General features: G+C 65.8%; 21 protein-coding genes and 1 riboswitch. Of the genes, 10 read left to right on the forward strand and 11 right to left on the reverse strand.

The window, feature by feature from the left end; all coding sequences use genetic code 11:
- Positions 1-24: 24 nt before the first annotated feature.
- Positions 25-651 (reverse strand): queuosine precursor transporter, encoded by a 627-nt coding sequence (locus tag SIN08_RS17830; RefSeq protein ID WP_322452950.1) that lies wholly within the window; start codon positions 649-651, stop codon positions 25-27.
- Between the two features lie 61 nt (positions 652-712).
- Positions 713-1,009 carry a 50S ribosomal protein L28 gene (gene rpmB, locus SIN08_RS17835; RefSeq protein WP_322452951.1) on the reverse strand — a complete coding sequence of 99 codons (297 nt, stop codon included), beginning with the start codon at positions 1,007-1,009 and terminating at the stop codon, positions 713-715.
- Between the two features lie 219 nt (positions 1,010-1,228).
- Here rpmB and SIN08_RS17840 point away from each other — a divergent pair, with 219 nt between their 5' ends.
- Both SIN08_RS17840 and SIN08_RS17845 read left to right on the forward strand, forming a co-directional pair.
- Positions 1,229-1,993 (forward strand): DUF3108 domain-containing protein, encoded by a 765-nt coding sequence (locus SIN08_RS17840; protein ID WP_322452952.1) that lies wholly within the window; start codon positions 1,229-1,231, stop codon positions 1,991-1,993.
- A 16-nt stretch (positions 1,994-2,009) separates the two neighbouring features.
- Positions 2,010-2,900 (forward strand): DMT family transporter, encoded by an 891-nt coding sequence (locus tag SIN08_RS17845; protein ID WP_322452953.1) that lies wholly within the window; start codon positions 2,010-2,012, stop codon positions 2,898-2,900.
- Positions 2,901-3,077: 177 nt separating this feature from the next.
- On the opposite strand, the gene gloB is transcribed toward SIN08_RS17845, so the two are convergent.
- Positions 3,078-3,845: a hydroxyacylglutathione hydrolase gene (gene gloB / locus SIN08_RS17850; protein ID WP_322452954.1), complete on the reverse strand. Its 768-nt coding sequence runs from the start codon at positions 3,843-3,845 to the stop codon at positions 3,078-3,080.
- A 101-nt stretch (positions 3,846-3,946) separates the two neighbouring features.
- On the opposite strand from gloB, the gene SIN08_RS17855 reads away from it, so the two are divergent.
- Together SIN08_RS17855 and SIN08_RS17860 are read left to right on the forward strand one after the other, a co-directional pair.
- A complete protein-coding gene (locus SIN08_RS17855; RefSeq protein WP_322453289.1) occupies positions 3,947-4,723 on the forward strand; it encodes a class I SAM-dependent methyltransferase in 777 nt (258 codons plus the stop codon).
- A 1-nt stretch (position 4,724) separates the two neighbouring features.
- Complete coding sequence (locus tag SIN08_RS17860; protein ID WP_322452955.1) at positions 4,725-5,792, forward strand: nitronate monooxygenase family protein; 1,068 nt, start codon at positions 4,725-4,727, stop codon at positions 5,790-5,792.
- Between the two features lie 36 nt (positions 5,793-5,828).
- Here SIN08_RS17860 and metA read toward each other — a convergent pair whose 3' ends face one another.
- Entirely contained in the window at positions 5,829-6,749 is a 921-nt protein-coding gene (gene metA / locus SIN08_RS17865; RefSeq protein ID WP_322452956.1) for a homoserine O-acetyltransferase MetA, read from the reverse strand.
- 58 nt (positions 6,750-6,807) lie between these two features.
- Positions 6,808-6,885: riboswitch (SAM riboswitch) on the reverse strand.
- An 81-nt stretch (positions 6,886-6,966) separates the two neighbouring features.
- Here metA and hisC point away from each other — a divergent pair.
- Positions 6,967-8,067 (forward strand): histidinol-phosphate transaminase, encoded by a 1,101-nt coding sequence (gene hisC, locus SIN08_RS17870; protein WP_322452957.1) that lies wholly within the window; start codon positions 6,967-6,969, stop codon positions 8,065-8,067.
- A gap of 4 nt (positions 8,068-8,071) precedes the next feature.
- On the forward strand, positions 8,072-9,016 hold the full coding sequence (locus SIN08_RS17875; RefSeq protein ID WP_322452958.1) for a prephenate/arogenate dehydrogenase family protein: 945 nt from the start codon (positions 8,072-8,074) through the stop codon (positions 9,014-9,016).
- A gap of 58 nt (positions 9,017-9,074) precedes the next feature.
- Here the strand turns inward: SIN08_RS17875 and SIN08_RS17880 are convergent, their stop codons facing one another.
- Positions 9,075-10,058 carry a DUF2125 domain-containing protein gene (locus SIN08_RS17880; protein ID WP_322452959.1) on the reverse strand — a complete coding sequence of 328 codons (984 nt, stop codon included), beginning with the start codon at positions 10,056-10,058 and terminating at the stop codon, positions 9,075-9,077.
- A gap of 64 nt (positions 10,059-10,122) precedes the next feature.
- Between SIN08_RS17880 and SIN08_RS17885 the strand changes: the two genes are divergently transcribed.
- Positions 10,123-10,641 (forward strand): gamma-glutamylcyclotransferase, encoded by a 519-nt coding sequence (locus SIN08_RS17885; RefSeq protein ID WP_322452960.1) that lies wholly within the window; start codon positions 10,123-10,125, stop codon positions 10,639-10,641.
- Between the two features lie 6 nt (positions 10,642-10,647).
- Here SIN08_RS17885 and SIN08_RS17890 read toward each other — a convergent pair whose 3' ends face one another.
- The 4 genes from SIN08_RS17890 to ftsE all read right to left on the reverse strand — a co-directional run bounded on the left by SIN08_RS17890 (position 10,648) and on the right by ftsE (position 14,007).
- The gene (locus tag SIN08_RS17890; protein WP_322452961.1) at positions 10,648-11,454 is read right to left on the reverse strand and encodes a 1-acyl-sn-glycerol-3-phosphate acyltransferase; all 807 of its coding nucleotides are present in this window, start codon (positions 11,452-11,454) and stop codon (positions 10,648-10,650) included.
- Between the two features lie 88 nt (positions 11,455-11,542).
- Positions 11,543-12,175, reverse strand: coding sequence for a YdcF family protein (locus SIN08_RS17895; protein WP_416208102.1), 633 nt, complete (start codon positions 12,173-12,175; stop codon positions 11,543-11,545).
- A gap of 172 nt (positions 12,176-12,347) precedes the next feature.
- Positions 12,348-13,355 (reverse strand): ABC transporter permease, encoded by a 1,008-nt coding sequence (locus SIN08_RS17900; protein WP_322452962.1) that lies wholly within the window; start codon positions 13,353-13,355, stop codon positions 12,348-12,350.
- Positions 13,348-14,007, reverse strand: coding sequence for a cell division ATP-binding protein FtsE (gene ftsE / locus SIN08_RS17905; RefSeq protein WP_322452963.1), 660 nt, complete (start codon positions 14,005-14,007; stop codon positions 13,348-13,350). Before ftsE ends, SIN08_RS17900 begins: the two co-directional genes overlap by 8 nt.
- Before the next feature lie 183 nt (positions 14,008-14,190).
- On the opposite strand from ftsE, the gene SIN08_RS17910 reads away from it, so the two are divergent.
- Genes SIN08_RS17910 through SIN08_RS17920 form a run of 3 tightly spaced genes read left to right on the forward strand, consistent with a single transcriptional unit; the run spans position 14,191 to position 15,797 of the window.
- A complete protein-coding gene (locus SIN08_RS17910; protein WP_322452964.1) occupies positions 14,191-14,820 on the forward strand; it encodes a hypothetical protein in 630 nt (209 codons plus the stop codon).
- A gap of 8 nt (positions 14,821-14,828) precedes the next feature.
- Positions 14,829-15,371 carry a hypoxanthine phosphoribosyltransferase gene (gene hpt / locus SIN08_RS17915; protein ID WP_322452965.1) on the forward strand — a complete coding sequence of 181 codons (543 nt, stop codon included), beginning with the start codon at positions 14,829-14,831 and terminating at the stop codon, positions 15,369-15,371.
- A 60-nt stretch (positions 15,372-15,431) separates the two neighbouring features.
- Positions 15,432-15,797, forward strand: a complete 366-nt coding sequence (locus SIN08_RS17920; protein ID WP_322452966.1) for a response regulator — start codon at positions 15,432-15,434, stop codon at positions 15,795-15,797.
- A 75-nt stretch (positions 15,798-15,872) separates the two neighbouring features.
- Here the strand turns inward: SIN08_RS17920 and groL are convergent, their stop codons facing one another.
- Both groL and SIN08_RS17930 read right to left on the reverse strand, forming a co-directional pair.
- On the reverse strand, positions 15,873-17,501 hold the full coding sequence (gene groL, locus SIN08_RS17925) for a chaperonin GroEL (protein WP_322452967.1): 1,629 nt from the start codon (positions 17,499-17,501) through the stop codon (positions 15,873-15,875).
- A gap of 50 nt (positions 17,502-17,551) precedes the next feature.
- Positions 17,552-17,866, reverse strand: a complete 315-nt coding sequence (locus SIN08_RS17930) for a co-chaperone GroES (RefSeq protein ID WP_322452968.1) — start codon at positions 17,864-17,866, stop codon at positions 17,552-17,554.
- Between the last annotated feature and the right edge of the window lie 139 nt (positions 17,867-18,005).

An 18,005-nucleotide genomic window follows, 5' to 3' on the forward strand; every position in this document is an offset into this window, starting at 1 on the left:
CCGGTCCGGGATCGAGGAGGGCTTTTACCGCACGGCCTCGGCCGGCCGCAGCACCGTGATCAGCGCACCGTAGGGCACGAGCATCGCCAGGCCGACCAGGAGCTTCACGACCAGGTCGCCCAGCGCCAGCGAAACCCACAGCGGCACGTCCATGTCCGAGCCGAACAGCGGGACGGCAAAGGCGAGCGAGCCGTCCTCGCGTCCCAGCCCCGTATCGAGGAAGGAGAAGACGGCGGCAAAGGCGAGCGAGAAGAAGATGACGGTGTCGAGCGTGGAGCCAATGACCGTCGAGATCAGCGGCGCCCGCCACCAGGCGCTGCGGCGCAGGCGGTCGAAAATGGAAATGTCGAGCAGCTGCGCCAGGAGAAAGGCCGACCCCGAGGCGAGCGCGATGCGCGGGCTGGCCAGCCAGACCGACAGCACCATCGCCATGACGAAGCCCACCACCACCACGCGGCGTGCGGCCTGCGGCCCGAAGCGGCGGTTCGTCAGGTCGTTGACGAGAAAGGCGATCGGATAGGTGAACGCACCCCAGGTGAGGATGTCACCGAGACCGAAATGGGCGAACGGGAACTGGACAAGCACGTTCGAGGCGGCGACGATCACCGCCATGGCGGCCACGAAAGGCCAGACTGCAAGGAAACGGTTCATTTTTTTAACCTGGGTGATGGAACCAGTGCGGCGGCCCGGTGACCGCCGCGCACGGGAGGTCTCAGGCGCTCGCCTGCTCGGCGAGCTTCTTGGCGACCTGCTTCTTCAGAAGACGCGCGCGCTGGGACAATTCGTTCGACTTCGCCTTCATGAGAAAGGCGTCGAGACCGCCGCGATGCTCCACCGTGCGCAGCGCCGCCGCTGAAACGCGCAGACGGAAATTCTGGCCGAGCGTCTCGGACATCAAGGTGACATCGCACAGGTTGGGCAGGAAGCGACGACGGGTCTTGTTGTTGGCGTGGCTCACATTGTTGCCGCTCATCACGGCCTTGCCGGTCAGTTCGCAAGCACGGGACATCTTTTTCTTACCTTATCTTTCGGGCCGAACCACTCGCCGCACCCGAACGGAACGGCGCGCAGTAGATCTCAGGCGGCCTCGTGGAAATTTGCCGTTCACATAAAGACATTTGTCCTTGCGGTCAAGCTGCGCCGCGCCCCTCCACACATCCGCCTGATTTAACGCTTTGCCTTCGGCTGAGAAGCGGCGGCGAGAAGGCTGCCGCCCGGAGGTGAGGCCATGGTCCGGTTCCGACCGCTTGCGCTTGCCGTCGCTCTTGCCTCGGCTGCCAACGCCGGCCTCTCCCCGGCGGCGGCGGAATCCTACCGCGTGCGCTACGATGCCTCCCTTTTCGGGCTGCCGATCGGCCGTGCGGTCATCGAGAGCCGCTTCGAAGGCCAGGGCTTTGCCATCGCCGGCCGTTTCGCCAGCGCCGGCATCGCACGCATCTTCGACCGCACCGACGGCACGGTGACGGTGAACGGCTGGCTGGGTCCCGATGCAAGCCGCCCGCATGCCTATACGCTCGCCTATGAGAGCGGCGAGGAAAAGAAGAAAACGGCGATCCGCTTCGAAAACGGCCGGGTGGCGGCGACGGAGAACCGGCCGGAGCCGAAGAAGCGCGGCGACGACTGGGTGCCGGTGGAACGGGAGCACCTGGCAGGCGTCGCCGATCCGCTTTCCGCCCTGCTCCTGCCGGCCAGGGACGCGTCGGAAGTCTGTCGGCGCAGGATCAGGGTCTATGACGGGGAGATGCGCACCGACCTCGTTCTCGAGCCCGCCGGCGACAGGAACGGTTTCCGGGATGCCACCGTCACATGCCGGGCGCGTTTCGTGCCCGTTTCCGGATACAGGAAAGACCGTTCCTCGATCCGGTATCTGCGCGACAGGTCCCGCATCTTTGTCGGGTTCGGGCCGGTGGAAGGCCGCAATCTCTATTCACCCGTCGAAGCCACTATTGCCACCAAGATCGGAACGGTGCACATCAAGGCGCGTCGCATCTGATTTCAACGGAGGGAACATGGCGCGCGCCACCCTGATCGGCTTTTCCGCCGTTGCCATGTGGGCGCTGCTGGCGCTTTTCACCGCCGCTTCGGGCCAGGTTCCGCCCTTTCAGCTTTCTGCCATGTCCTTTGCCGTGGGCACGGTGATCGGTCTTCTCGCCCAGAGCTTCTTCCCCACCTTCCGCCAGCGCGGATCCGTTCCCCCATCGGTCTGGCTGGTCGGCATCGGCGGGCTCTTCGGCTACCACTTCCTCTACTTCACCGCCCTGCGCAACGCGCCGGCCGTGGAGGCGAGCCTGATCGCCTATCTCTGGCCGCTGCTCATCGTCCTGGGCTCGGCCCTCATGCCAGGCGAACGGCTCGGCTGGCACCATGTCGCCGGTGCCTTTCTCGGCCTCTTCGGCACATTCCTCATCATCACCAAGGGAGGCGGCTTCGCCTTCGACAGCCGCTATACGGTGGGGTATGCGGCCGCCGGCGGCTGCGCCCTCTTCTGGTCCGGTTATTCGCTTCTGTCCCGCCGTTTCCAGGCCGTGCCGACCAGCATCGTCACCTGGTTCTGCGCCGCCGCGGCCGTCCTTTCCGCACTCTGCCATCTGGCACTGGAGCAGACCGTCTGGCCGGCCGGCACCGGCGAGTGGCTCGCCGTCCTCGGCCTCGGGCTCCTGCCCGTGGGTGCCGCCTTCTACGCCTGGGACCACGGCGTCAAGCACGGCAACATCCAGGTGCTCGGTGCCTCGAGCTACGCCGCCCCGCTCCTGTCGACCCTCATCCTGATCGCCGCCGGCCAGGCCGAGCCCACCGCCAACATCCTCGCCGCCTGCCTCTTGATCACCGGCGGCGCGGCACTGGCGGCGAAGAACATGCTGCGGCGCAAACCGGCAGTAGCAGGTGACGCTGCTATCTGATCCGCTGTTGTCATCCTGGGAACGATGGTGCGGCCTTCCCCTCGCCCTTCGACAAGCTCAGGATGAGGGGAAGGCAAGCCAGCCTGCTTTAAGCTTCGACATACGCGAATGAGCGCAAACGCCGGCCCTCATCCTGAGCCTGTCGAAGGACGAGGGCGGCCTGCCGCCCGCTTCTCCTCAAGCGACGTCCTTGCGCTTACGGATTTCCGCGAACACCGCCTCGTCGGAGGCGTCTTCCATACCCAGGTTGCGGCGGATGACGGGATCGTGCCAGCGCAGGAACGGATTCGTCGCCATCTCCTGCTTAAGGGTGGTGGGCAGCGTCGGCTTGCCCTCCTGCCGCAGCGTGTCGACCCCCTTGGCCCGCTCCTTCAGGGCGGAGTTCGTCGGATCGACCGTCAGGGCGAACCGCGCATTGGCCTGGGTATATTCGTGCCCGCAATAGATCACCGTCTCTAGCGGCAACACGGCGATCTTCTTCAGCGATCGCAGCATGTCCGCGGGCGTGCCCTCGAACAGCCGGCCACAGCCGAGGGCGAAGAGCGTGTCGGCCGTGAAGGCGATCCCCGCATCGGCGAAATGATAGCTCACATGACCGGCCGTATGCCCCGGCGTCTCGATAACGCGGGCAGCCTGCCGGCCGACACGCACCGTATCCCCCTCCTTCACCGTGCGGTCGATGCCCGGGATCCGGTCAGCCTCGGCCGCCGGACCGACAATGGTGAGCCCGAAACGCTTCTTCAGCGCCAGATTGGCCGCCACGTGGTCCTGGTGGTGGTGTGTGGTCAGGATCATTGTCGGCGTCCAGCCGGTCCGCTCCACGGCCTCCAGGATCGGCTGCTCCTCCGGCGCGTCGATCAGCGCCGTCTCCCCGGTTTCGGTATCGCGGGCGAGAATGCCGAAATTGTCGCTGCGGCACATGAATTGTTCGATTTCGAGCGTCATGGGAACCTCCGTTCTGCCGGAACGATAGGACCGTGCGAGGCCCTTGTCACCCACCTGAAAACATCTTGCGGCAGGCGCGAAGGGGACGTACCGTGCTCTTCATGAACGGCGATATCGTCGACCTAAGGGCATTCTACGCCAGCCTGCTCGGGCGGCTCGCCGAGCGTTCCATCGCCATGGCGCTCTCCTCCATCTGGATCAAGCTGCCCGAGGAGCGTCTGGTCGGGCTCGGCTACGCCGTACCGTGGCTCGACCGATTCGGCGCCGATGCCGAACGCGTCTTCGCTTTCATGCCCGCACGCCAGGGCGCCGTGCACTGGCCGCCGGGCAAGGCCTCGGCGACTGCCCTTGTCTTCGAGGAAGAGTTGCCGCTGCCCGACTCCTCGGTCGACCGCATACTCCTCGTCCACGCGTTCGAACACACGGAAAACCCGCGCCAAACGCTTCTGGAGCTCTGGCGCGTCCTGGCGCCGGGCGGCCGCCTCGTCATCGTCGTGCCGAACCGGCGCGGCCTGTGGGCGCGCTTCGAGCATACGCCCTTCGGCACCGGACGCCCCTATTCGCGCAGCCAGCTGGTCGAGGCGCTCCGGGAGGCGAACTTCACCCCCGGCGCCTGGGCCGACACCCTGCACTTTCCGCCTGCCAGGCGGCGCTGGATCATGAAGCTGCACCAATGGCTGGAGCGCGCGGGCCGGCGCTTCTGGCCGCTTTTTGCGGGCGTCCTGGTGGTCGAGGCGGAAAAGCGGCTCCAGCAGGGCATTCCGGCCATGGCGCGCCGGTCGCGCCGGGTGCTCGTGCCGGTCCTGACACCGCAAGGGGCAACGGGGTTCGGTGCCGGAAGGGCCTTCCGCAACGCCAGGCGAGAGAATGGAGTGTGACATGTGGCGCGACCGCCGCATCCTTGACCTTTTCGGCATCGAACGACCGGTTCTCCTCGCGCCCATGGCCGGTTCCGGCGGGTCGGAACTTGCCATCGCGGTGAGCGAGGCCGGTGGCCTCGGCGCGCTGCCCTGCGCCATGCTGAGCCCCGAGCAGATCCACACCGAACTCGGCATTATCCGCCAGCGCACCGACAGGCCCATCAATCTCAATTTCTTCTGCCACAGTCAGCCGGCGCCGGACGCGGCGCGCGAAGCCGCCTGGCGGGCCCGGCTCGCGCCGTACTATGCTGCCCTCGGTCTCGAAGCGGAAACCGTCCCTTCCGGCCCCGGCCGCAATCCGTTCAACGCGGAAGCCTGCGCCGTGGTCGAGGAACACCGCCCGGAGGTCGTCAGCTTCCATTTCGGTTTGCCGGACGGGCCGCTTCTCGACCGCGTGCGCGCGACGGGCGCCAAGGTCATCGCCTCTGCAACGACGGTCGCCGAAGCGCGCTGGCTCGCCGACCGGGGATGCGACGCCATCATCGCCCAGGGCGCGGAGGCCGGCGGTCACCGGGGCGTCTTTCTGGAAGAGGACGTTTCGACCCAGCCCGGCACCATGGCGCTGGTTCCCCAGGTGGTCGACGCCGTCTCCGTGCCCGTAATCGCCGCCGGCGGCATCGCAGACGCGCGCGGGGTGGCCGCCGCATTCATGCTCGGCGCCGCCGCCGTGCAGGTCGGCACGGCCTACCTCAGGTGCCCGGAAGCGCTGACCGCGCCGGTGCATCGCGAAGCGCTCGCCGCTGCGCGCGACGACCGCACGGTGCTGACGAACGTCTTCACCGGCCGCCCGGCGCGCGGACTCATCAACCGCATCGTCCGCGAAGTCGGGCCGATGAGCCCCGATGCGCCCGCCTTTCCCCTCGCCACCGCCGCCGTCATGCCGCTGCGCAAGGCGGCGGAAGGCACCGGCTCCGGAGACTTTTCGCCCCTGTGGGCAGGTCAGGCGGCGGCCTTGGGAACGCCGATGCCCGCTCAGGATCTGACGCGCAGGCTCGCCGAGGAGGCACGGACCCTGCTCGGCGGATAGCAAGACCGGTCGGCACAGCCTCCTGCTAGATCGCCATCAGGACCGGCCGATCTTCTCCAGGTCATAGGCGGTGGTCTGATAGACTTGGTTGATCCAGTTGCCGAAGAGCAAATGGGCGTGCGAGCGCCAGCGGTTGAGCGGCCTGCGGCTTGGATCGTCGTCGGGATAATAGTCGTGCGGCACCTGCATCGGCACGCCGGCGGCGATATCCCTGTCGTACTCCTCCTTGAGCGAGGTGGAGTCGTATTCGATGTGGTTGAACATATAGAGGCGGTTGCCGATCGCTTCCGTGACCAGGCAGGGCCCGGTCCTGTCCGATTCCATCAGCACCTCAAGGCCCGAATCGGGCGGAATGTCGGCGGTACGGACTTCGGTCCAGCGGGAGACGGGGATGGCGAAATCGTCGGAGAAGCCGGCGAGGTAGGGCGAGGCCGGCGCGTGATTGCGGTGACGGAAGACACCGAACGCCTTCTTCTCCAGCGTGTGTTTCGGAATGCGGTGGAAATGCCAGGCAGCCGCCATCGCCCCCCAGCAGATGAAGAAGGAGGAATGCACGTTGGTGGCCGTCCAATCGAAGATGCGCGTCAACTCCTCCCAATAGGTAACGTCCTCGAAGGGCAGAAGTTCGACCGGCGCACCGGTGACGATGAAACCGTCGAACTTGCGCGCCGCCACTTCCTCCCAGGTCTGGTAGAAGGTGATGAGGTGGTCCTCGGGGGTGTTCTTGGCTCGGTGATTGCCGATGCGCACCAGCGTCAGTTCCACCTGAAGGGGGCTGGCCCCGATCAGGCGGGCAAACTGCGCTTCGGTGCGGATCTTGTTGGGCATCAGGTTCAAAAGCCCGATCTGCAGGGGGCGGATGTCCTGGCGCAACGCCGTCTGCTCGTCCATGACGGCCACGCCCTCGCGCGCAAGCACATCGCGGGCGGGAAGCTGGTCGGGGATTTTGATCGGCATTGGTGCAGGCTCCAAAAACAAAAAAGACCGGCAGCGAAATCGCGGCCGGTCTCAGCGGATTTTACATCGCTCGGCCTTTTAGCGACTTGTTTTACGTGGCTGCAAGCCGACCGGCCAAATCACCACGAGCGGACGTTCTTTTAAGACGGGAGGCCCTTTGCGTCAATGGAAGACATGAGCTAAAGCAGGCGGCCTCGACTTTATGGGACCCATTCCGATGCATTCGCCCAACCGTCCGCAGCCCAAGCCCGGCATCATGGACATCGCCGCCTATGTTCCCGGCCGCGAAAGCGCGCCCGGCGCAGCCAAGGTGTGGAAACTCTCCTCCAACGAGACGCCGCTCGGTCCCTCGCCGGCCGCTCTCGAGGCGGTCCAGGCGGCAAGCGGCCATCTGGAAGCCTACCCCGACGGGGCCGCCGCCAGGCTGCGCGAGGCGATTGCAGAGGTGCACGGCCTCAACCCGGGCAACATCCTGTGTTCCAACGGCTCGGACGAGCTTCTGGGTCTCCTCGCCCAGACTTACCTGAAACCGGGCGACGAAGGGATCTTCACCGAGCACGGCTTTCTCGTCTACCGGATCCAGATCCTGGCGGCCGGCGCCACGCCGGTGGTGGTGAAGGAGAAGGACGAGCGCGCCGACGTCGACGCGATCCTCGCGGCGATGACCGAGCGCACGAGGATCGTCTTCCTCGCCAATCCCAACAATCCCACCGGCACCTACCTGCCTGTCGAGGAAGTCCGCCGCCTGCATGCGGGGCTGCCGGGGCACGTGCTTCTGGTGCTCGACGCGGCCTATGCGGAATATGTGCGCCGCAACGACTACGAAGCGGGCATCGAATTGGTGTCGTCCTTCGAAAACGTGGTGATGACGCGCACCTTCTCGAAGATCTACGGCCTGGCCGGCCTGCGCATCGGCTGGATGTATGCGCCGGCGCATGTGGTCGACGCGGTGAACCGGGTGCGCGGCCCCTTCAACGTGAATGCGCTGGCCATCGCCGCGGGAGCGGCCGCCATCCGCGATCGCGCCCATGTGGAGCGTGCCGCCGCCCACAACGAGGCGTGGCGGGCCTGGCTCAACGAAGAACTGACGAAGCTCGGGCTGCGTGTCACCCCCAGCATCGGCAATTTCCTCCTCGTCCACTTTCCGCAAAACGGCGGCAAGACGGCCGAGGATGCCGATGCCTTCCTGGTCGCGCGCGGCTTCGTTCTGCGCCGGGTCACCGCCTACGGCTTTCCGAACGCGCTGCGTATGTCGGTCGGCACGGAGGAGGCCAATCGCGGAGTCGTGGCCGCGCTTTCAAAATTCCTGAACGGTTGAGACTGTGACCGAACCTCTCTTTGCCAAAATCGCCCTGATCGGCATCGGCCTCATCGGCTCCTCGCTTGCCCGCGTCATCCGCCGCGAGGGCCTGGCGGAGCGGATCGCCATCGCCACCCGAAGCACTGGGACGCTCGCCCGGGCGGAGGCTCTCGGGCTAGGCGACGAATACCATCTCGAAGCGGCCGAAGCGGTGCGCGGCGCCGATCTCGTCATCGTCTCGGTGCCCGTCGGCGCGTCGGGCAAGGTGGCCGCCGAGATCGTCGCCGACCTGAAGCCCGGCGCCATCGTCACCGACGTCGGCTCCACGAAGAGTTCCGTCATGCGGCAGATGGCGCCCCACATGCCGCAGGGCGTCCATTTCATCCCCGGCCATCCTATTGCCGGCACGGAGCATTCCGGCCCGGATGCGGGCTTCGCCGAGCTTTTCGAGGAGCGCTGGTGCATCCTCACGCCGCTTCCGGACACCGACGAAAAGGCATTGGCGAAGCTCACGCGCTTCTGGGAACGCTGCGGTTCGCTGGTCGACACGATGGACCCGGAGCACCACGACATGGTGCTGGCCATTGTCTCGCACCTGCCGCACATCATCGCCTACAACATCGTCGGCACGGCAGACGATCTCGAGACGGTGACGAAATCCGAGGTCATCAAATACTCTGCCTCCGGCTTCCGCGACTTCACCCGCCTCGCCGCCTCCGACCCGACCATGTGGCGCGACGTCTGCCTGCACAACCGCGAAGCCATTCTGGAGATGCTGGCCCGGTTCTCCGAGGATCTTTCGTCCCTGCAACGGGCGATCCGCTGGGGCGACGGCGACAAGCTGTTCGATCTGTTCACCCGCACGCGCGCCATCCGCCGCTCCATCATCGAAGCGGGTCAGGAAGTGGACGTGCCCGATTTCGGCCGCCACGTGCTCGCACACCCTCCGAAAGCGGAGAAGGCCTGACGCAAGGCCGTGGAAACGCGGATACCGGGTTTCCGGCCGCGATCCGTAGCGCAAACGGTCAGAGCGGCGGAATCCTGCCGAGCGGGATGAATCCGGCAAAGACACGCCCCCGCGCAATTCTGATCTGCAGCGGCGTATCGCCGAGACCGGAGAAGGCCGCGGCCGCCGTCATGATGTTCTGGCGCTCCTCGGGAAAGGCTTCGGCAAGGATCCGCCCCACCGCAGCCGGCTCTTTCACCCGAACGGAGAGTTCGGCATCGATGAGCCCGTCCTCTCCCACGGAGACGGGGCCGGAAACGGAAAGTTCCGCCGCCTCACCCGTAACCCCGACGATCAGCTGCTGAATGGTTCCCGATCGGCCGCGCGGATCGAATGTGTGCTCGGCAAGCAGGGCGACACCGTTGTCCACCGTCAGGCGCGCGCGGCCTTCCAGAGCCGGCAGGCCAGGAACGAAGGCTGCACCAAGACGAAGGCCGCTGAATGCCGCCGCCAGATCCAGATCGGCCTCCGCCTGGCGCGCGTGCAGTTGCACGTCGTCGGCCGTCGCGAGCGGTGCGCCGTCACCGTCACGCGCAGAAAGGGCGAGTTGCCCTATCTCCAGGGAGACCCGTTCCGGCAGCGGCCGGGCCAGTCTGACGCTTGTGCGCAGGTTATCCCACTCGGCTTCCAGCGCTTCACCGAAGGGCAATAGGACGGTGGCCGGCCCGTCGAGCTCGCCCACGGTGCGGAACGGCTGATAGATTTGCGCGGCGGACCGGAAGGCGCCGGCGCGGAAGGAAACACCGGTGCGCGCGTTCTCGTAGAAGACGCTGCGGCAGAACAGACCGATACGGAAGGGATAGCCACGCGCCTCGGGTTCTTCGCAATGGGCGCGGACACCGCCGCCGTTCAGGGCCGCAAGGGTGGCCTCCGCCCTCTCCTCGAGCGCGCGGGCGAGATAGAACCACAGCCCGGTATAGGCCAGGGCCGCCACGACGATGGCCACCGCCAGCCACAGGATGCGGCGGCCGGAACGCGATTCCCCCAGCATGCTTGACGCCATCACCATCCTCCAGCTACCCCGAATCATCTTCTGCCCGAGGGGCGCATGCACAAGTCAGGTGGAAATGGACGATTTTTGGGTCTTTGGCTATGGCTCGCTGATGTGGCGCCCCGGTTTTGCCCATACTGAAACACAAAAAGCCCGCCTTTTCGGTTATCGGCGCGCACTGTGCGTGCACTCGCACGTCCACCGCGGCACGCCCGACAGGCCGGGCCTCGTGCTCGGGCTCGACCGCGGCGGCTCCTGCCTCGGCCTCGCCTTCCGTGTCCCCGGCGAGTTGGCGGCGGAAGTAACAGCCTATCTGCGCGAGCGCGAACTGGTCACCCATGTCTATCTGGAACGGCGGTTGCCCGTTCGCCTGCGGGATGGAGCGGAGATCGAGGCGCTCACCTATGTGGTCGACCGCCGCCACCCGCAATATGCCGGCCGCCTCGACGCGGAGCACGCCGCGCAAAGGGTCTCCGGCGCCATCGGCCAGTCGGGACGCAACGAGGAATACGTCCTCAACACGGTCGAGCATTTGAAGGCACTCGGTATCCACGACCATTGGCTGGAGACGGTGGCGGCCAGGATCGGCGCTTAGGCAAAATCAGCCCTTCGCCGCGTGGCTTTCTGTCTTGTACCGGATTTCGGCCAGCCGCTTTCGGGCCGTCTCAGGCAACGGCGGCGGGTTCGGGCCTTCCGCCGCCTCGACGAGCAGTGCGTCGCAGGCAGCCTCCGTCTCGCGAATCAGGCGCTCCTGGAATTCCTCCCGCGAAAGGCCCGGCTCGATCGGAGGCAGGAAGCGGGCGTGAATGGTGCCGGGATAGCGCAGGAATCTGCGCCGCGGCCAGTAGAGTCCCGCCACATGGGCGATCGGCACCACCGGCACGTTGAGCTGCGCGTAGAGCTCGACGATGCCGTATTTGTAGGCCGGTTCGGCGCCAGGCGGGCGGCGCGTGCCCTCGGGATAGATGATGAGCTGCCGGTTCTCGCTCATGCGCTCGCCGGCCAGCTTCACCGCCTGCCGCAGCGCCTTCGAGCGGCTACCGCGGTCGATGGGAATCATCCGCATCTTGGCGACGTACCACCCGAAGAAGGGGATCCAGACCAGCTCGCGCTTGAGGATGTAGAGCGCGTCGGGGATGAAGGGTAGGAAGGCGATGGTGTCCCAGAACGACTGGTGCTTGGGCGCAACGATGCACGGCCCCTCGGGCATGTTCTCCAGCCCGGATATTTTCACCCTGGCGCCCACCAGCACACGGTGCAGCCACAGGCTGGAGGCCGCCCACACCTTGGGCACGAACCAGGCCTTCTTGCGCGGAAGCAGGAAATAGAGAGGTGTCCAGAAGATCATCTGGACGATCAGGTTCAGATAGAACGCGGTGTTGAATGCGAGGGAGCGGACAAGCAGCATAGAAGAGTTCCGGGTCGAAGGCGCGGGCCGCGCCCTTTCCGGCCCGTGGTTACCTCAACAGCAGCTCTTGGCAAAGACCGCATGCGGTCTATTTGCTCGCGATCGAACCCGGGATGTCGCCGACAGGTGACGTCGGCTCGCCCAAGCCTGTCACATGACCGCGTATGACGGCGGCGACGTATTTCAGATATTCGGTGAACAGGACGCGCAGGGCATCGAGGTCGGTCATCCATGTGCCGTCCGTCAGGGGCGTGTTGACCACCGGATAAGGCTGCAGGTCGGCCGCTGGCAGGATGCGACGCATCTCCAGGAGGCTGCGCGGCATGTGATAGTTGTTGGTCACCACGATGATGCTGCCGTAGGTGTTGGCGCTCGCCCATTTCGCGCTTTCCTCGGCATTGCCGATGGTGTTCAGCGCCGCCCGATCGATATCGATGCAGCAGTCGAACAGGACGGGATCGCCACCGGTCGCAACGCGCAGATCGTCGACCCTGGCGATCGGGTTGACGCCGCTGATGAGCAGCCGTTTGCCCTTGCCGGCCTTCAGAAGGTCTAGTCCGGTATCAATGCGCGACTGGCCGCCCGTCAGCACGACGATCCCGTCCGCCGGGTGAAGTTCCCGCGGCACGTCGATCCTTGCCACATGCTCGATGAAGGCCACAAAGCCGACGACGAAAGCAATCAGGGCCAGCGTCAGGGCCGCCATCGCAAGACGCAGCAACGGTCTCCGCCGCCGGCGCTGCGTGCAATCCCCGGCCGGCCTGTCCGCGATGTCGCTCATGAAACCCATGGTTATCGCTTAAATGCGGCGACGAACAGGCCGCCGGAGCAGATCGGTGCAAAAAGAATTACATCGCGACACGAAGCGTGAATATGCGCCACGGCCGGTCCAATCAGGTATCGATCTGCTTGAGATGCCCGATCGCGGTAATATGCGAGGTCGCCGCCGTGAGAGCTGCGATGAGGAGCACGACTACCCCCACCCCCGCATAACCGGAAGCGCCGATCGCGAAATTGCCGAACAGAGCGGCTGTCTGGTCACCCTCGGGCGTGGCCATGTTGCGCGAGGACCACCAGGAAAAAAGAAGGAAGACCATCACGGCGGCCGCGCCCCCGGCGGCAGCGCCGCGCGTACCCGCCAGTAGGAAGTGCCTGCGGAACTCGCGCGCGACGAAGGACGCCTCCGCGCCGACGAAGTGCAGAACCTCGATCACATGGCCGTTGCCCGACATGGCGCCGCGGGTGGCGAAGATCACCGTCAGTGCCGTGGCCGAGAGCATGAGCACCAGGACCGCCATGCCGATCGTGACGGTGGTCCGCGCCATGGCGACGAGCCGGTCGACCCAGGTCCGGTGGTCGTCGAGAACCGCGCTCGGCACCGCCGCCGCCAGCTCCGCGCGCATGGCGGCGAAATCGGGCCGCTCCACCGGATCGATGGCGACGATGATCAGCCTCGGTACCGGGAGTTCCTCAATATCGAGGCCGGCGCCCAGCCACGGCTCCAGAAGGCGCGCCGTTGCCTGACGGTCGACGATCTCGGCGCTGCGCACGCCGGCATGACCGGCGGCGATACCGCGCGCTCTGCTCAGCGCCTCCTCCATGTCGAGCCCCTCGGCGGGCTTGATCTGAATCGTGGCTTCGCGAGCGATCTGCGTCTGCCAGGTGGCGGCAGTGTCGCGCACCAGCGTCACCGCCCCCAGCGTCAGGCAGGAAAGGAAGGTCATGATGGCGATGACCAGCACCATGGCGCGGTTGGCGATGCTGTCCGGTGGCACGATGGGCGTCTGCTTGCGCGCCAGCCGTCTGGCGGCCTGCCGCTTCACCTGTTCGCTGAGCTTCGCCTTTGCAGTCCCGGCGAGGGTACCGGCCTGTTTGGTGGCTTTGGCGTGCGGGCTAGTCATAGATGGTCAGCCTCCCGCCCGACAGGACCATGCGACGCGCGTCGACCTGCTCCATCAGGCCGATGTCGTGGGTGGCGATCACCACCGCCGTCCCCATGCGATTGAGTTCGATGAGCAGGCGAAGCAGGCGACGGGCAAGCTGCGGGTCCACGTTGCCGGTCGGCTCGTCGGCGAGCAGGATGCGCGGCTGCTCCACGAGCGCCCGGGCGATCGCCGCGCGCTGCTTCTCGCCGCCCGACAGGACCGGCGGCAGCACATGCATGCGGTCGCCGAGCCCGACCCATTTCAGAAGCTCCACGACATCGGCCCGGTAGCTCGCCTCCTCCCGCCCGCGCACACGCAGGGGAAGGGCGACGTTCTCATAGGTGGTCAGATGATCGAGAAGCCGGAAATCCTGGAAGACGACGCCGATGCGTCGGCGCATCAGCGGCAATTCCTGCCTGGTGACGCGCGAACGGTCCTTGCCGAAGATCGTGATGAGGCCGCGCGTCGGCTTGAGCGCCATGAACAGGAGGCGCAGGAGCGTCGTCTTGCCGGTGCCGGACGGTCCGCTCAGGAACTGGAAGGACCGCTCCGGCAGATGGAACGAGACGTCGCGGAGCACTTCCGGGCCCATTCCGTATCTGAGACCAACATTCTCGAAACGAATCACCTGGATCGACCTTGCGTGTCATGCATGAAGCGGATGATCGCCACGCGCGCCCTGCCGCACCCTCGAACTGCAGGCGTTATGGTTAACGGCCGGTTAAGACGGCCGCCGAAAGCCGTGTGGCGAAGCATTAACCATTATGCTTTACCGCCGATAAGGCGTCGGCGAAAGAACGGTTCTGCCCGGATGGTTGAAAAACCGATCTACGCGCCCCTTTCGGGCGATCTGCTCCCGCGGAAGTACCGCGGAGCCGAAGGTGCCGTGCGCGAAACACCGCGCCCATCGGAGGACGCCGAGACCATCGATGCCGACTACATGGCACTGTCTGGCGTCCCGGAGCGCGCGCCGTCGGCCGGTCGGTTTTTCCCCGCGCCCACGCCAGCTCCGCCGGGGCTGGAGATGCTGCGCGGCGTCGCCAGGCCTGCGGCTCCGGGAAGGCGTGGTCCGTGGGCGCTCGCGGCCGCCGCCCTCCTGGCGGCCTTCTGGTTCTCCGGCGGGCACACGCTGCTCGAAAGAACCGGAAGACCGATGGCGGAAGGCACCGCACTCGGCATCGTCAATCTTAAAAGCCGCATCGAGCCCGCTGCCGGGGGAGACCTGCTGATCATCGAGGGCGAGGCGGTGAACGATGGCAGGACACCCGGCCCGCTGCCGGATCTTGCCATCAACATATTGGGTGCAGACGGGCACATTACGCACTATTTTCTGGGGACAAACGGTGCGGCGCTCTCCGCCGGCGAGCGCCTCGCCTTCTCCAGCCGGCTGGCCGTGCCTAAGGATGGGGTGAGGTCCGTCTCGGTGACGTTCAGGGAGTAGTTCACGTCATGCCCGTGGTCCGCGGCAAGAAAATCGAGGTCCTGTTTTCGGCCTCGGCGATCGCACAGCGCAATCTCGAGCTCGCCAAGCAGGTCGCCGCGCGCGATTACCGCGATCTCCTGGTGGTTTCCGTCCTGAAGGGCTCCTTCATCTTCGCCGCCGATCTCATCCGCGCCATGCATGACGCCGGCATTTCGCCGGAGGTGGAGTTCATCATGATCTCCAGCTACGGCGCCGGCACGACGAGCGGCGAGATCAAGGTGCTGCGCGACATCGACAACGACGTGAAGGGCCGCGACATCCTTTTGATCGACGACATCCTGGAATCGGGCCGAACACTGAAATTCGCCCGCGACCTGATGCTCTCCCGCGGCGCCAACTCCGTTTCCATCGCGGTACTGCTCGACAAGCGCGCGCGACGCAAGGCAAGCCTGGAAGCGGACTTCGTCGGCTTCGAATGCCCGGACTATTTCGTCGTCGGCTACGGCATGGATGTCGGACACGCCTTCCGCGAACTGCCCTTCGTCGGTGTGGTGAAGGGCGATACTTGAAGTGCACCATCCAGTCGATTTGTTCAGCGAACCGTAAGAAATGACCGCGAGAATAGAGTCATGGCAAAGCTCCTGATCGTCGAGGACGACCTGTCCGTCCGCTCCTTCACCGCCCGCGCCCTGAGCGCCGCCGGCCACTCGGTCGAAACGGCCGAGGACGGCATGGAAGGGCTTCAAAAGATCGAGGACGCCGCAGGCGAATACGACCTCGTGCTGTCCGACATCCGCATGCCCGCCATGGACGGCATCGAGATGGCCCGCGCCGCGGCCAACACCTTTCCGGCCCTGCGCCTTTTGTTGATGACCGGCTTCGCCGACCAGCGCGAGCGTGCGGCGGAACTGGAAGGCACGGTCAAGGGCGTGGTGAACAAGCCTTTCACGCTCGCGGAGATCAGGCAGCGCGTGGGCGAGGCCCTGGCGGCGTAATCGGTATATTCTCAAACAACAAAAAGGCGCGGCCGTCGCCGGCCGCGCCACTCGTCATACGCCTGGAGCCGACGGTCAGAAATCCATGCCGGCGCCCGCGGGCATGGCCGGCTGGCTCTCCTTCTTCGGCCGTTCGGCGACCATCGCCTCGGTGGTGATCAGGAGGCCGGCGACGGAGGCGGCATCCTGGAGCGCGGTGCGCACCACCTTCAGGGGATCGATGACACCCATGGCATACATGTCGCCATATTCGCCCGTCTGCGCATTCCAGCCATGGCCGAAGTCCGGTTTCTCGCGCAGCTTGCCGACGATGATGGAGCCTTCGGCACCGGCGTTCTCGGCGATCTGGCGTACCGGCGCCTCGATCGCGCGGCGCACGATGTTGACGCCCACCTTCTGGTCGTTGTTATCGACCTCGACCTGGTCGAGCGTACCCACCGCGCGCAGGAGGGCGACACCGCCGCCCGGCAGAAGCCCCTCCTCCACCGCGGCGCGGGTGGCGTGCATGGCGTCGTCCACACGGTCCTTGCGCTCTTTCACCTCGACCTCGGTCGAGCCACCGACGCGGATGACGGCGACGCCGCCGGCAAGCTTGGCCAGCCGCTCCTGCAGCTTCTCGCGGTCGTAATCGGAGGTGGTCTCCTCGATCTGCGCCTTGATCTGGCTGATGCGGCCCTGAATTTCGTCCTTGGAGCCTGCGCCGTCGACGATCGTGGTGTTTTCCTTGTCGATCACCACCTTCTTGGCGCGGCCCAGCATTTCAAGCGTGACGTTCTCCAGCTTGATGCCGAGGTCCTCGGAGATGGCGGTGCCGCCGGTCAGGATGGCGATGTCCTGCAGCATGGCCTTGCGGCGGTCGCCGAAACCCGGCGCCTTCACCGCGGCAACCTTCAGGCCGCCGCGCAGCTTGTTGACCACCAGGGTCGCCAGCGCCTCACCCTCCACGTCCTCGGCGATGATGAGCAGCGGCTTGGAGGACTGGACGACGCTTTCCAGAACAGGCAGCATCGCCTGCAGGTTGGACAGCTTCTTCTCGTGGATCAGGATATAGGGTTCATCAAGCTCCACGCGCATCTTGTCCTGGTCGGTGATGAAATAGGGGGAGAGATAGCCGCGGTCGAACTGCATGCCCTCGACCACCTCGAGCTCGGTCTCGGCGGTCTTGGCTTCCTCGACCGTAATCACGCCCTCATTACCCACCTTCTCCATCGCCTGGGCGAGGAAGCGGCCGATCTCCTGGTCGCCGTTGGCGGAAATCGTGCCGACCTGGGCGATTTCGTCGTTCTTGGTCACTTGGCGGGCGTTCTTCCTCAATTCCGCCACCACGGCGTCGACGGCCTTGTCGATCCCGCGCTTGAGGTCCATCGGATTCATGCCCGAGGCGACCGCCTTGGCACCCTCCCTGACGATGTGCTGAGCCAGCACCGTCGCCGTCGTGGTGCCGTCGCCGGCCGTGTCGCTGGTCTTGGACGCCACCTCGCGCACCATCTGCGCGCCCATGTTCTCGAACTTGTCCTCGAGCTCGATCTCCTTGGCGACGGTCACGCCGTCCTTGGTGATGCGGGGCGCCCCGAAGGACTTGTCGAGCACGACGTTGCGGCCCTTCGGGCCGAGCGTGACCTTCACCGCATTGGCGAGAATGTCGACGCCCCTGAGCATGCGCTCGCGTGCGTCCGAATGAAACTTCACATCTTTGGCAGCCATTTCAATACTCCTCGATTAGGCAGCATAAACGACTTCTGGAAAGGCCCTCGTCAGGCGGCCTTCTTTGCCGAGGCGTTGGCCTCGAGAACGCCGAGCACATCGCTCTCCTTCATGATCAGGAGATCCTCGCCCTCAAGGCGAATCTCCGTGCCCGACCACTTGCCGAAGAGGATGCGGTCGCCCGCCATCACCTCCAGCGGCACGAGTTCGCCGTTTTCGGCGCGTGCCCCCGGCCCCACGGCCAGCACCTCGCCTTCCTGCGGCTTCTCCTTCGCGGTGTCGGGAATGATGACTCCTCCGGCGGTTTTTTCCTCCGCTTCGATGCGGCGAACAAGCAAGCGGTCATGCAAAGGACGGAACTTCATGTCTTCCTCCTGGGACGGTCTGTGAAGCACCTCCCGCGCCGGTCCTTCCGGCGCGGTACGCGGCCCGTCGCGGCGCCGCGCGCGGATGATTTGGGCGTGCCGAATCCCGTGTTCAAGTAGCAGGACGTGAAAATTTAGC

The organism is Chelativorans sp. M5D2P16 (assembly GCF_034427935.1).
In the GTDB taxonomy this organism is placed as follows: Bacteria; Pseudomonadota; Alphaproteobacteria; order Rhizobiales; family Rhizobiaceae; genus Chelativorans.

Bases quoted from the DNA above. Each gene is read 5' to 3' on its own strand.
- metA (WP_322452956.1), bottom strand. From the start codon at position 6,749: ATGCCGATCAAAATCCCCGACCAGCTTCCCGCCCGCGATGTGCTTGCG.
- gloB (WP_322452954.1), bottom strand. From the start codon at position 3,845: ATGACGCTCGAAATCGAACAATTCATGTGCCGCAGCGACAATTTCGGC.
- SIN08_RS17885 (WP_322452960.1), top strand. From the start codon at position 10,123: ATGGACGATTTTTGGGTCTTTGGCTATGGCTCGCTGATGTGGCGCCCC.
- SIN08_RS17910 (WP_322452964.1), top strand. From the start codon at position 14,191: ATGGTTGAAAAACCGATCTACGCGCCCCTTTCGGGCGATCTGCTCCCG.
- SIN08_RS17845 (WP_322452953.1), top strand. From the start codon at position 2,010: ATGGCGCGCGCCACCCTGATCGGCTTTTCCGCCGTTGCCATGTGGGCG.
- SIN08_RS17860 (WP_322452955.1), top strand. From the start codon at position 4,725: ATGTGGCGCGACCGCCGCATCCTTGACCTTTTCGGCATCGAACGACCG.
- groL (WP_322452967.1), bottom strand. From the start codon at position 17,501: ATGGCTGCCAAAGATGTGAAGTTTCATTCGGACGCACGCGAGCGCATG.
- hpt (WP_322452965.1), top strand. From the start codon at position 14,829: ATGCCCGTGGTCCGCGGCAAGAAAATCGAGGTCCTGTTTTCGGCCTCG.
- SIN08_RS17840 (WP_322452952.1), top strand. From the start codon at position 1,229: ATGGTCCGGTTCCGACCGCTTGCGCTTGCCGTCGCTCTTGCCTCGGCT.
- SIN08_RS17920 (WP_322452966.1), top strand. From the start codon at position 15,432: ATGGCAAAGCTCCTGATCGTCGAGGACGACCTGTCCGTCCGCTCCTTC.
- SIN08_RS17880 (WP_322452959.1), bottom strand. From the start codon at position 10,058: ATGGCGTCAAGCATGCTGGGGGAATCGCGTTCCGGCCGCCGCATCCTG.
- hisC (WP_322452957.1), top strand. From the start codon at position 6,967: ATGCATTCGCCCAACCGTCCGCAGCCCAAGCCCGGCATCATGGACATC.
- SIN08_RS17930 (WP_322452968.1), bottom strand. From the start codon at position 17,866: ATGAAGTTCCGTCCTTTGCATGACCGCTTGCTTGTTCGCCGCATCGAA.
- SIN08_RS17855 (WP_322453289.1), top strand. From the start codon at position 3,947: ATGAACGGCGATATCGTCGACCTAAGGGCATTCTACGCCAGCCTGCTC.
- SIN08_RS17830 (WP_322452950.1), bottom strand. From the start codon at position 651: ATGAACCGTTTCCTTGCAGTCTGGCCTTTCGTGGCCGCCATGGCGGTG.
- SIN08_RS17900 (WP_322452962.1), bottom strand. From the start codon at position 13,355: ATGACTAGCCCGCACGCCAAAGCCACCAAACAGGCCGGTACCCTCGCC.
- rpmB (WP_322452951.1), bottom strand. From the start codon at position 1,009: ATGTCCCGTGCTTGCGAACTGACCGGCAAGGCCGTGATGAGCGGCAAC.
- SIN08_RS17890 (WP_322452961.1), bottom strand. From the start codon at position 11,454: ATGCTGCTTGTCCGCTCCCTCGCATTCAACACCGCGTTCTATCTGAAC.